General features: G+C 70.4%; 10 protein-coding genes. 4 read left to right on the plus strand and 6 right to left on the minus strand.

All coding sequences use genetic code 11. The annotated features are described in order from the left end of the window. Positions 1-124: 124 nt before the first annotated feature. The 3 genes from OG933_RS17410 (at position 125) to OG933_RS17420 (ending at position 3,820) form a co-directional block, all read left to right on the plus strand. Positions 125-1,105: a glycosyltransferase family 2 protein gene (locus tag OG933_RS17410; protein WP_327184757.1), complete on the plus strand. Its 981-nt coding sequence runs from the start codon at positions 125-127 to the stop codon at positions 1,103-1,105. Continuing rightward, positions 1,105-2,457, plus strand: a complete 1,353-nt coding sequence (locus OG933_RS17415; protein WP_362517478.1) for a polysialyltransferase family glycosyltransferase — start codon at positions 1,105-1,107, stop codon at positions 2,455-2,457. Before OG933_RS17410 ends, OG933_RS17415 begins: the two co-directional genes overlap by 1 nt. A gap of 214 nt (positions 2,458-2,671) precedes the next feature. Continuing rightward, positions 2,672-3,820, plus strand: coding sequence for an acyltransferase family protein (locus tag OG933_RS17420; RefSeq protein WP_405627730.1), 1,149 nt, complete (start codon positions 2,672-2,674; stop codon positions 3,818-3,820). Positions 3,821-3,962: 142 nt separating this feature from the next. Here the strand turns inward: OG933_RS17420 and OG933_RS17425 are convergent, their stop codons facing one another. Together OG933_RS17425 and OG933_RS17430 are read right to left on the minus strand one after the other, a co-directional pair. Beyond that, positions 3,963-5,312: a polysialyltransferase family glycosyltransferase gene (locus OG933_RS17425; RefSeq protein WP_405627731.1), complete on the minus strand. Its 1,350-nt coding sequence runs from the start codon at positions 5,310-5,312 to the stop codon at positions 3,963-3,965. Further along, a complete protein-coding gene (locus OG933_RS17430; protein ID WP_405627732.1) occupies positions 5,309-6,292 on the minus strand; it encodes a glycosyltransferase family 2 protein in 984 nt (327 codons plus the stop codon). The genes OG933_RS17425 and OG933_RS17430 overlap by 4 nt, the downstream gene beginning before the upstream one ends. A gap of 206 nt (positions 6,293-6,498) precedes the next feature. On the opposite strand from OG933_RS17430, the gene OG933_RS17435 reads away from it, so the two are divergent. Further along, on the plus strand, positions 6,499-8,235 hold the full coding sequence (locus tag OG933_RS17435) for a hypothetical protein (protein WP_405627734.1): 1,737 nt from the start codon (positions 6,499-6,501) through the stop codon (positions 8,233-8,235). A 75-nt stretch (positions 8,236-8,310) separates the two neighbouring features. Here OG933_RS17435 and OG933_RS17440 read toward each other — a convergent pair whose 3' ends face one another. The 4 genes from OG933_RS17440 to OG933_RS17455 form a co-directional block, all read right to left on the minus strand. Next, positions 8,311-9,579, minus strand: a complete 1,269-nt coding sequence (locus OG933_RS17440; RefSeq protein ID WP_405627736.1) for an NAD(P)/FAD-dependent oxidoreductase — start codon at positions 9,577-9,579, stop codon at positions 8,311-8,313. After that, the gene (locus OG933_RS17445) at positions 9,576-10,046 is read right to left on the minus strand and encodes a GtrA family protein (RefSeq protein WP_362517496.1); all 471 of its coding nucleotides are present in this window, start codon (positions 10,044-10,046) and stop codon (positions 9,576-9,578) included. The genes OG933_RS17440 and OG933_RS17445 overlap by 4 nt, the downstream gene beginning before the upstream one ends. Beyond that, the gene (locus OG933_RS17450) at positions 10,036-11,061 is read right to left on the minus strand and encodes a glycosyltransferase family 2 protein (RefSeq protein WP_405627738.1); all 1,026 of its coding nucleotides are present in this window, start codon (positions 11,059-11,061) and stop codon (positions 10,036-10,038) included. The genes OG933_RS17445 and OG933_RS17450 overlap by 11 nt, the downstream gene beginning before the upstream one ends. Before the next feature lie 120 nt (positions 11,062-11,181). Continuing rightward, positions 11,182-11,832, minus strand: a complete 651-nt coding sequence (locus OG933_RS17455) for a TetR/AcrR family transcriptional regulator C-terminal domain-containing protein (RefSeq protein WP_362517502.1) — start codon at positions 11,830-11,832, stop codon at positions 11,182-11,184. Positions 11,833-11,873 lie beyond the last annotated feature (41 nt).

Raw genomic sequence — 11,873 nt, forward strand, 5'->3', positions numbered from 1 at the left:
AACGCCGAACTGGCCCGCCTATCAAGCGAAAGCGCAGGGGGTGCACCATTCCGACACATCGAGTTCACCCCCCGTATCCGCACCGGAAAGTTTTGCCGCCGGGTGCCCTTCTAGGGTTTCGCAGGTGCCCAAGCTTTCCGTGATCGTGCCGTTCTACAACGTTCAGCAATACGCGCCCGACACCCTGACGAGCCTGCGTTCGAACGCACGCGAGGACTTCGAGTTCATCCTGGTCGACGACTGCTCGACCGACGCGACCTCGGAGATCCTGACGCGTGCGGAGCGAGAACTGCCGGGCGCGGTGTTGGTCAGACACGAAAAGAACGGAGGGCTGGCGACCGCGAGAAACACCGGCATAGACAAGGCGCGCGGCGATTATCTGACTTTCCTGGACGGCGACGACTGGCTTGCGCCCGGATACTTTCCCCGGCTCCTCGCCTCCATCGAGCAGCTGGGTTGCGACTTCGTCCGCACCGACCACGTGCAGTGCACCGCGCGGGCCCGGAGCATTCACCGCGTGCCGCACGGCAGGCGCGGGACGGTGATGAACCCGCGGGAGGCGATCCTGCCCGCCGACCGGTCCACTTCGGTGGACTACGCCTACGCCTGGGCCGGCATCTACCACCGCCGTCTCGTCGACCGCGGGCTGCTGCACTTCACCGACGGGCTGCGGACGGCCGAGGACCGGCCCTGGATCTGGAAGCTCCACCGGGAGGCCGACACCTTCGCCGTGGTGGGGCTGCTGGGCGTCTACTACCGGCGCGGGGTGGCCTCCTCCCTCACCCAGATCGGCGATGTACGCCAACTGGACTTCATCCGCGCCTTCGACCAGGTGATCGAGGAGACGGCGCGGGACGCCGAGGGCGAGAAGCTGCTGCCCAAGGCGGTGCGCACCTATTGCGCGATCATGACGCATCACCTCGGCTCGATCGAAAGGTTCGAACCCGCCGTGGCACGGAAACTGCGCTCCCTGTGCGCCGCCGCCCTGAAGCGAATGCCGCAGGACGTGCTCGCGGAGGTCATGGACTCGATGGACGTACAGCGGGCGAGTGCGCTGCGGCGGGTACGGCGCAGGCCGGTGGCGGCTCGGACGGTGGCCGTCTGATGCCTCGCACGACCCGGATCTTCTGCGTCTCGACCCTGTACGGCGCCGCGACCCTGGCCGCGGCCCTCGACGCCGGGCTCTTCGAACCGACCGACCGCCGGCTGCTGCTCGTCACCAACAACGCGGTCAATCCGGAGATCACGCCGTCCGTGGACGCCATGCCGGGCTTCGCCCGGATCCGTGAGCGCTTCGACGAGGTGCTGTCCTGGAACGAGACCATCGCCCCCTTCCACCCCGGCGGCTGGGGCCCCCGCGGGGACGACATCCCGATGTGGGAGCGGTACGTACGGCTGCTGTGGGACCTCGGTGACGACGAGGTCCGCCTGGCCGTGGAGTCCATCCAGGTGAACCCGGCCCTGGCGCTGTGCCAGATGTTCACCGGCGCGCCCGTCGACGCCTACGCCGACGGCCTGATGAGCTACGGCCCCACCCGCGACAAGATCGACCCGCTGGTCGGCACCCGGGTCGACCGGCTGCTGCACCTCGATCTGGTGCCGGGCCTCACCCCCCTGCTGCTCACCGAGTTCGGCGTGCCGCCGGTGCTGGTGCCGTCCGAGGCGTTTCTGAAGGTGCTGGGCGAACTCGCCGAGGACGAGACCGAGGTGCCCGCCCCCGAGGAGCAACCGGCGCTGCTCCTGGGGCAGTACCTCTCGGCGCTCGGCATCCTCGGCGACGCCGAGGAGGAGGAGCTGCACCTGGGCATGGTGCGCGGCGCCGTGGCGCTCGGGCACCGCAGGCTCGTCTTCAAGCCGCACCCCGTGGCACCCGCCCGCTGGTCCCGGCTGCTGGAGGACGAGGCGAAGAAGCTGGGCGCCGAACTCGCCCTCCTCGACCGGCCCGTCCTCGCGGAGGTGGCCTACCAGCGGCTGCGGCCCGCTCTCGTCGTCGGCTGCTTCTCCACCGCGCTGCTCACCGCCGCCGGTCTGTACGGCCTCCCGGTCGCCCGGGTCGGCACCGGCACGGTGCTGGCCAGGCTCGCGCCGTACCAGAACAGCAACCGGGTGCCGCTCACCATCGTCGACGCCCTGCTGCCGGATCTGGCGGACGGGCCGGCGGTGGAGGCGTGGGCCATGCCGTCGGCGGAGCGCGTGGCGGAGCTGGCCGCGCTGCTCAAGGCCGTCGGCTTCGCGATGCAGCCCAAGATCTACCCGGGGCTGCAGGCCGAGGCGGAGCGCTACCTCTCCACGCACCTCGACCCGCACACCTGGCGCTACTTCAAGCGCCGGCGCCTGGCGGCGCTGGCCCTCCCCGGTGCCGTCCCGGGCCAGCTCGCCTTCATCCCGCGCAACGCGACCGTCCGCCGCCTGGCGCGCCGGGCGCGGGCCCTGAAGCGCGCGACCGGCAAGCGGTAGCGGTCGGGTCTCCGGTGTGCCGGTCACCCCACGACCGGAAACCCGACATACCGGGACAGCTGTTCATCCGATCGTCATTCTTACGCCGCCGGTGAGTCAGCCGTCACTCATCCCGGACTTGTCGGAGCTGCATAGCGTTCCGTCGTCGAGCCGGCGGCCCATGGCCGTCCCTCACGACGGAACACCTCTCATGACTCCCACGGAAGGTCCCAGGATGAGCGCGGCTGACCAGGCGGCGGCACCGGCCCCGCCCCCGGCACTCCGGCTGAACCTTCTCATCCCCGACCGGGCGCCGGTCCGGCCCCGGGCGGAGAGCCGGCTGCGGGCCCTGGACGGGCTGCGCCTGCTGGCGGCCCTGATGGTCTGCTTCTACCACTACGCCGGCAAGAACGGCGAGGTCGCGCAGTCCTGGCACCAGTCCCCCGGCCAGAAGTTCCCGACGCTGTCGCAGTTCGCCACCTACGGCAGCCTGGGCGTGCAGTTCTTCTTCCTGATCAGCGGGTTCGTGATCTGCATGAGCAGCTGGGGCCGGAGCACGGGGGACTTCTTCCGCTCCCGGGTCGCCCGGCTGTACCCGGCGTACTGGGCGGCGATCGTCCTGGTCACCGCCGCGGGTCTGATCCTGCCGGTGGTGACCTCGCCGCTGCGCTCGGACGAGATCCTCACCAACCTCACCATGCTCCAGCAGCCGATGGGCGTTCCCCGGGTGCTGGGCGTGGACTGGACGCTCTGGGTGGAGGTGCGCTTCTACGCCCTGTTCGCGCTGTTCGTGGTCTGGCGGGGCGTCACCTACCGCAGGGTGGTGATCTTCTGCTGCCTGTGGACGCTGGCCGGTGTCTTCGCCCGGGTCGCCGACAACCCGCTGACCGACGAGCTGGTGATGCGTGACCACGCCCCGTACTTCATCGGCGGTCTGGCCTTCTACCTGATCCACCGCTTCGGCAACGACCTGCTGCTGTGGGGCATCGTCGGCTTCAGCTTCCTGCTCGGCCAGCGCTACTCGGTCACGGCCCTGTGGCACCCCGGCCCGCAGGGCCAGTTCCACCGCAGCCCGTACGTCATCCAGCTGATCGTCCTCGTCGCCTTCGTCGCCGTCGCCGCGGTGGCCCTGGGCTGGACGAGCCGGGCCAACTGGCGCTGGCTGACGGTGGCCGGGGCGCTGACGTACCCCTTCTATCTGATCCACGAGCATCTGGGCTGGTTCTTCATCCGGGTGCTGTACCGCGACTTCGGTCTGAACGCGTGGCTGACGTTCGGGACGACCGTCTTGTCCATGCTCGGTATCGCCTGGCTCCTGCACCGGTTCGTGGAGAAGCCGGTCGGGCCACGGCTGAAGCGGGCGCTCGCCGTGCGGCGGGCTTGAGCGGTCGGGCGGTGCCGCGGTACGCCGTAAGCCGTCCGCGGCACCGTCGTGGCCGGTCGCGCCCACGCGGCGGAGCCGCAGATCGACAGAGCCCCGCGCCCCTGAGCGGGGCGCTGCGCGTCCCCGCTCACCCACTCCGCCGCTATTGCGCCGTCTGCCGCAGCCGGCGTACCGCACGGCGTACCGCCGGGTGGCGGCGCAGGGCCTCGGCCCGGATCGGGCCGCCGCCGGGGAGGCGCAGGCTGGTGAGGCGGCGGCGCTTGAAGTAGCGCTGGTACGGGGACTGTTCGGTGAGATGCGCGGCGAGCCAGGTGACCGCCTCGGCGCGCAGGCTGTGGTACTTGCGGGACTGCATGCAGTACCCCACGGCCCGGATCAGCGGCGTCAGTCGCTCGGCCGCCCCCGCCAGTTCGAGCGGGGCGCCGAGCTCCGCGTGCTCCGCGTCGGGCAGCGCCACGTCGATGATGGTCAGCGGGACGCGGTTGCTGTTCTCGTACGGGGTGATGCGTTCCAGGAGCAGCTCCGTGCCGACCCGGGCGACGGGAATGCCGTAGAAGGCGGCGGCGGTCATCAGTGCCGTGGAGAAGCAGCCGATGACGAGCTCGGGCTTCAGGAAGGCGAAGACCGTCTCGGCGAGGATCGGTTCGTTCAGCACGGTGAGCCGCACGCCGAGTTCACCGGCGGCCGCCTCGAGGGACTCGCTGTAGACGGCGGGCGCGCTCGGGTGCGGCTTGAACAGCACGTCCCGGTGACCCGCGCGGGCGGCGGCACGCAGCATGCGGACGTGCAGCCGCTCCTCCTCGTCCTGGGTGATCAGGTCGATCGCGGAGAGGTACTGGCCGAGGAGCACGGCGGTGGCGCGGTGGTCGGCCGGGAGCCGCTCGGCGAGGACGCCGGCGCCGGACTCGCCGATCTGCGCGAGGACGTCGACCATCGCCTCGCCCGGCACGGCCTCGGGCCGGACGCCGTACTCGGACAGGAGCATCGGCCGCAGTCCGGGCACCAGGTCGAGGTGGAGCACGCGGGTGATGCGGCTGCTCATGCCGTGCGGGATGCGGTTGCGGGTCGGGCCGTAGCTCATCAGTCCGTCCGCGTACACGTGGATCGGGCTGTCCGCGAAGATGTCGGCGATCGCGCGGGACGGGTTGGCCTGGATGGACTCGCAGGCGATCTCGACCGGTTCCTCGCCCAGGTCCCAGGCGAGGCGTACGGCCTTCTCCCAGAGCCGGGTGTCCTGGGCGCGCGGCGACCAGCCGGCCGGGTGGTGCGGGGAGATGAACTCGTTCCAGGAGTACACCTGGTCGAACTCGGGGCGCAGCTTCTCGAAGCCGGCCATCCGGTCCAGTGGGGTGGAGACCTCGGGCGCGGCGGCGGTGTTGCTGACGACGAGGATGCGGCGGACGCCCTCGCGCGGGCCGAACCGGCCGGCGCGGATCGCGGCGGTGACGGTCGCGGCGGCGTACTGGGTGGCCGAGCAGAATATCTGGATCATGCCGCCACACCCTTCATACCGCCGCGGACCCGGCGCAGCACATGGACACGTTCCTCACCCATCCCCACCACGGCCTCGCTCAGTTCCTCCTCGCTCATCGCGCCCAGCGCCTCGGCGGCCAGCCGCTTCAGCTTCGCGGCGACACTGCGCTCGAACCGGCGCCGGTCGATCAGCTGGTGGGCGATGACGACGCAGAAGTTGCGCAGCGCCTTCCCGCGCAGCCGGTCCGCCTCGGGATCGTCGGCGAGTTCGGCGAGGACGAGGTCGAAGGAGCGGAAGAAGTCCAGCTGGCGCACGTCGCCGATCTGGGTGAGCGAACTGGCGATGCCCCGGCGGTAGAAGACCCCGTGCAGGCTGGCGACGACGTAGGACTCCGCCCTGCGGTGCAGGTCCCAGATCCACGGCCGGTCCTCGGCGGTGCGCAGCCCGTCGTGGAAGCGGAGCATGCCCCGCTCCAGGAGGCGGCGGTGGTAGACGCCGGCCCAGGCGTACGGATAGTCGACCATCGTGGTGTCGTCGACGGGGAGGATCGAGGTGCGCGGGTCGAGCGGGGTGTGGCGGCGGCCCTCGGGCGCCCGGTGAAGGGCCCGCTCGATACCGGTGACCTGCACATGGTCCGTGCGGACGAAGTCGACGTCGAACCGCTCGACGACGTCCACCAGCCGGGCCAGATAGCCGGGCGCGAGCCAGTCGTCGCCGTCGAGGAAGGTGAGGTAGCGGCCTTCCGCGACGTCGATGCCGGTGTTGCGCGCGGTGGCCAGTCCGCCGTTGTGCTCGTGCCGGATCACCCGGCTGTTCCCCAGCCGCTCCGTCAGGGCGAGGAGCGCTTCGTAGGTCCTGTCCTTGGTGGATCTGTCCTCGACGAAGATGAACTCGAAGTCGTCCCGCGCATTGTTGACCAGACTGGTCACCGTCTCGGGTAGATATGACTCGATGTTGTAGCAGGGGACGACGACGGACAGGGTCGGTGTGTTGGCCACGAGTGCGCACCTGGATTCTCAGCGGAAAGTCAAGTGATCCTAAGAAAGTAGGATCAGCTTCCGCATGTCCCGTCGCCGACCCTCAGGTGAATTCGGCGTGACATCCGGATCGGGTCGGGAAATGGCAGATGAAGAACGGGTGAGCCGGCGCCTCCCCTTTTCATCACCCCGTAATTCTCGCGGAATTCGATGCTACGTTCGCGCACGTGACCGACATATCCACCGCACCTCCGCCCGCCGCGCAGCGCGGGCGGAGTCCGCACGGACCGGCATCGCGTCGGCTGCGCCTCGGCTCTCCCGCGGGGTGGACCACCGCCCTCACCACGGCCGCGCTGCTGATCTACACGACCCTCACCGCCGGTGTCTTTCTCGACATCCGCTATGTACTCGCCGCCCTGCGGACGACGGGGGCGAGCGGGCTCTCCCCGTCCGAGATCTTCGCCCACCGGCCCTTCTTCTACCGCTGGCTGCTCGACGGTCTGGACTCCGTCACCGGCGGCTCGAACGCGGTGCGCGAGGCCCTCCTGCGGCTCATCGGCATCGCCCTGTGCGCGGCCGCCGGTCTGCTGCTGCACCGGACCCTGCGCCGCCGTATGCCCGAGCGGGACGCGCTGCTCGTCTCGGGCCTGATCGCCCTCACGCTGGCCTTCGCGCCCGTCATCGACTACTTGCAGCCGGAGTGGTTCGCGATCGTCTTCGCGACGGTCGGCGTCGCCGCCGCGCTGGGTGTCCGCGGCCGCTGGCAGGCCGCGGCGCTCGGCGCACTGCCGCTCGGTCTCGCCGTGCTGATGAAGTTCTCCACCGCGGGCACCGCCGCGATGGCGCTCCTCGTGGTCCTCGCCGTGGACCGGGTACGGGGCCTGCTGCTCGCCGCCGCGACCGCCGTCGGCACCGGCCTGCTGTTCGCGGTCAGCGCCTGGTCGGGCTCGCGCGAGCTCCAGTGGCTGCGCGACATGCCGCACATCAACGCGCACGCGCTGGGCAAGGACCCGATCGTCGCCTCCGACCTGCTGCTGCGGACCGCCGACTACCTGGGCGACCGGATCGCGGTGACGCCGGTGCTCGCGCTGCTGCCCGGCGCGCTGCTGCTGTTCGCCGCCACGCTTCCGTCGCGCCGGCAGCGCGTCGAGGCCGTGCTCGTCACGCTGCTGCTCCTGGTCGTCGGTCTGGCCGTCGTGGTCTACCAGGGCAACTGGTTCGCCTACCACGGCGAGAGCCTGCCGGTGGTGGCCGCGGCCCTGACCGCTCTCGCGATCGGCCGCTGGTACGGCGCGCACGGCCGGCCTCCGCTGTGCCTCACCGTGCTCGCCCTGCTGTACGGGGTACTGGCCCCGCTGCTCGCCCTCGTCCGTGCGGACGTGGACACGGACGTCGTCGCGTGGCTCGCCTCGGCGGCGGCGCTCCTCGCCGGGGTGATCGACCTGCTGTGGGTGCGGGCACCGCGCCCGCGCGCCCTTCGCGTTCCGGTCGCCCTGCCGGTCCTCGCGGTCGTCGTGTGCCTGGCCGCGACCGTGTGGCCCCTGTCCGGGGTCCGCGTGATCGAGGGGCGGATCGTCACGACCAACGCGGAGCTCAAGGAACAGGCGCGGTCGGCGCGAGCGGCGGCCGAGCAGGTGGACGCCCTGCTCCCGGACGGCGCGCCCGTGCTGTATCTGACCTTCGGCCAGCAGGCGTACTACATAGGCCACCCGACCGCCTGCCGGTATCCCTTCCCCACGTTCTTCAACGTGCCCAAGCAGCTCACCGACGTGCCTTCGCTGGAGTCGACCCGGGAGAACGTGCGCTGCATCACGCAGGAGCACCCGGCCGCCTACGCCGTCTACCAGCCCAGCTGGCTGTCGCTCGGCATCATCGACCCGCGGATCGCCGCCGACATCCGCAGGGCGTACAAGTGCCCAAAGCCGGAGGGGCAGCAGATCGTGGTGTGCACCGCGCGCCGCTGAGGCAGGTACGGCACAGCGGAACGGCCCCGGCGGTGAACTCCCCGCCGGGGCCGTTCCTGTGTGCGGCAGGCCGGGTCAGGCCACTCCCGCGATGCGCGCCGCCTTGTGCCCCAGCTCCACCGAGTAGCTCTGCCCCCGGTCCTGCGGGTAGATCTGCGCCATCGTCGCGAGGGTCACCCCGCTGAGATGGGTCTCGTGGCCGGGGATCAGCGCCTTGTACTCGGGCGTGACCACGGGCTGGGCGAAGGGCGCCCGCGAGAAGTGCCAGGCCTGGATCCAGGAGCGGTCGAACTCCGGGTTCACCCGCTGGAGCCACGGCAGGAACCGCTCCAGCAGCTCGGCCGGCTCGGTGGTGAAGCGCCGGTCGTCCCGCTCGACGTAGTTGCCCACGTAGAGGATGTGACGGCCCCCGTACTGCGCCGGGTCGATCATCTGTGTGTGCTCGACGACCGCCAGGAAGGGGAAGTCGGGCTCGTTGATGTTGAGCCAGTAGTACGGGATGGCGCTGCGGTCCAGCTCCAGGACGAAGCAGGTCGCGCCCAGGTACTGGTTGCGCCAGACGGCGTCGTCGGCGGGCGCGTCGGCGGCCTTGGCGAAGGCGGGCTGCGGAGTGGTGACGATCAGATGGTCGAAGGTGTACGAGGCGCCGTCGGCGGTGCGTACGGTGACCTGCCCGTCGCCGCCGTCCTGACGGATCGTCTCCATCCGCTTGCCGAACTCGACCTTGCCGCCGCGCTCGGCGATCCGGTCGGCGAGCGTCGCGTACACCCGCTCGAACCCGCCGTCCATATAGCCGAGTTCGAAGGTACGGCAGTGGACCCGCGCCCACAGCCAGGCCATGGACACCTGGTCGGCGCGGTCACCGAACTTGCCGCGCAGCAGCGGCTCCCAGACGGCCTCGGTGGCGCGCCGCCCGGCCCACTTGCGCAGCCAGCTCAGGGCGGTGCGGTCGGTGAACCGCTCCCCGTCGCGCACGACCTTCAGCCAGGCCGACGACAGACCGAAGCGGACGCCGGCGGGCAGGCCGTACAGCGGGGAGGTCAGCATCTCCAGCGGCGTGCTGAAGGGGTGGATGCGCCCGCCCCGGAACACACCGGTGGTGGTCTTGTGGAAGCGCAGGTCGCCGCCGAGACCCAGTTCCTCGATGAGCTCGATCATCGAGCGGTCGCTGCGGAAGATGTGGTGGTAGTAGCGCTCCAGCGGCACTCCCCCGACGGGGATGGACGCGGCGAGCCCGCCGAGTTCGTCGGCGGCCTCCAGGACGGTGACCGCGTGGCCCTGCTTGACCGCGTCGTACGCGGCGGTGAGGCCGGTCGCTCCCGCGCCGATGACGCCGAGGTTCATGCGAAACTCCACTTTCTGTTGAGCGCGAACTGGAAGACCAGCACCAACGGCAGCGAGCCGGCCTTCACCAGGTTCGGATCGATGCCGAGCCCTCGGGAGAACACCGCGAGCAGGACGAACGTCAGGGCGATACCGGTCAGGCCGACGGCGTAGAAGCGCAGATAGCGCCGCAGCAGACGGTCGCGCTTGCCGAAGGTGAACAGGGCGTTCAGGACGAAGTTGTTGGTGATGCCGAGGCTGGTGGAGAGCACGTTGGCCACCTGCTCGTGCAGGCCGGCCACGTTGTAGAGCAGCAGGAACGCGCCCAGGTCGAGGAGGACGCCGCTGCCGCCGACCAGCGCGTACGTGATCAGCTGCCGGAGGTCGCGGGTGCGGGTGCCGGTGCCGGTGTCCTTCGGGGTGTCGCCGCCCGCCGGGGCGTCGGTGCCCGTACGGGCGCCGGCCCGCACCATGTCCTCAGTGGCCATTGCCGGTGCCGTCACCGCCGGCCTCCGAGTCGTGCGAGATGACCTGCCGCACGGTGTACAGGGGCCGCCCCTGCACCTCGTTGTACGTCCGTCCGATGTAGCTGCCCAGCACGCCGAGCGACAGCATCTGCACGCCGCCCATGAACAGCACGACGACCATCAGCATCGTCCAGCCGGAGACGGTGATCTCGGGCCGCAGCACCTTCATGCCGAGCGCGTAGCAGATGCCGACGAGGGAGAGCGCGAGCACCGCGAAACCCAGCTTGGTGATCATCCGCAGGGGTGCGGTGGAGAAGCCGGTCAGGCCGTCGATGGCGAGACGCGCCATCTTGCGCAGCGGGTACTTGGTCTCGCCGGCGAACCGCTCGTCGCGGTCGAAGTGCACCTCGCTCTGCCGGAAGCCCATCGAGGCGACCATGCCGCGCACGAACCGGCTGCGCTCCCGGAAGCGTCGCAGCTCTTCGGCGGCGCGTCGGTCCATCAGCCGGAAGTCGCCGGTGTCCAGCGGGATGTCCACCTCGGTGGAGGACCGCAGCAGACGGTAGTAGGCGTGCGCGGTGGCCCGCTTGAAGAGCGTGTCCTGACGGCTGCGCCGACGGGCGTGCACGATCTCCGCGCCGTCCCGCCAGGCGTCGATCAGCTGGAGGCTGACCTTCGGTGGATCCTGGAGGTCGGTGTCCATGACGATCACGGCGTCGCCGCGCGCCTCGTCGATACCGGCCGTGATGGCCATCTGGTGGCCGAAGTTGCGTGCGAAGTCGACGACCCGGACGCGCCGGTCGTTCTTCGCGATGTCTTCCAGGATGAGCGAGGTGCCGTCGGCGGAGCCGTCGTCGACGTACACCAACTCGAAGGCGTACTCGGGGCGTTCGCGCAGGGCCGCCACGAGTTCCTCGTGGAAGTGGCGGATCCCGTCCTGTTCGTTGAAGACGGGCAGTACATAAGAGACGAGCGCGGCGCCACCCCGCTGACGGGGCACGCGGGACTCCTGCACCCGGCTGGATATGTCAGGCATTCGGCGAAACTAGGTGCGCGATGTGAACGCGATGAGAACGCGCGATGAGTGACGCAATGCGGTGAATCGACGGGCGTCTCCGGCTCGCGACCTACGGCCGACGGGCCTTGGCCATGGGGCCTACCGCACGCCGTACCGGGCGGCGATTCCGGCCACGATGATCTCCAGACCCTCCCCGAACTGCCGGTCGTAGTCCTCGAACATCTCCGCGCCCGCCTGCGCCGACAGCGGGAACTCGGCGAGCAGCCGGGCGCGTTCCGCCACGTCGAACCCCTCGCGCCGCTCGTCCGGCCGCGGGTACACGCCCTGTTCCTCGGTGACGAACCCGACGGTGTACGCGAACGCGGTCGACGTGGCGCGCACGGCGTCGGCGAGGGTGAAGCCGGCGGCGGTGAACAGGCGCAGGTTCTGCTCCAGCTGGACGGCGTGGTCGGTGCCGGTGAAGCGGGAGCCGCTGAAGACCCGCGCGCCGTCGCGGTAGGCGAGCAGCGCCGCGCGCAGCCCGTGGTTGGCCTTGCGCGTCCGGTCCTGCCAGGTGTCGGCGGGGTCGAGTGCCGTGTCCGCGACCATCCGCCGGAACATCTCGGTCGCCATCTCGTCCAGCAGGGCCTGCTTGTCCTTGAAGTGCCAGTACAGGGCGGGCGCCTTGACGTCCAGCTCCCGGGCGATGGCACGCAGGGTCAGCCCGTCGAGACCCGCCTCGTCGAGCAGCCTGAGCGCGGTGTCCGCCACCCGCTTGCGGTCGAGGGGGGCGCGTCGTTCGGTACTCACACTTGACAGCTTAACGCCGTTAAGGCCATTCTCGTGAACGA

The sequence above is a fragment of the Streptomyces sp. NBC_00016 genome, from assembly GCF_045040885.1.
Lineage (GTDB): Bacteria > Actinomycetota > Actinomycetes > Streptomycetales > Streptomycetaceae > Streptomyces > Streptomyces coriariae.

Bases quoted from the DNA above. Each gene is read 5' to 3' on its own strand.
- OG933_RS17415 (WP_362517478.1), top strand. From the start codon at position 1,105: ATGCCTCGCACGACCCGGATCTTCTGCGTCTCGACCCTGTACGGCGCC.
- OG933_RS17420 (WP_405627730.1), top strand. From the start codon at position 2,672: ATGAGCGCGGCTGACCAGGCGGCGGCACCGGCCCCGCCCCCGGCACTC.
- OG933_RS17425 (WP_405627731.1), bottom strand. From the start codon at position 5,312: ATGATCCAGATATTCTGCTCGGCCACCCAGTACGCCGCCGCGACCGTC.
- OG933_RS17440 (WP_405627736.1), bottom strand. From the start codon at position 9,579: ATGAACCTCGGCGTCATCGGCGCGGGAGCGACCGGCCTCACCGCCGCG.
- OG933_RS17445 (WP_362517496.1), bottom strand. From the start codon at position 10,046: ATGGCCACTGAGGACATGGTGCGGGCCGGCGCCCGTACGGGCACCGAC.
- OG933_RS17450 (WP_405627738.1), bottom strand. From the start codon at position 11,061: ATGCCTGACATATCCAGCCGGGTGCAGGAGTCCCGCGTGCCCCGTCAG.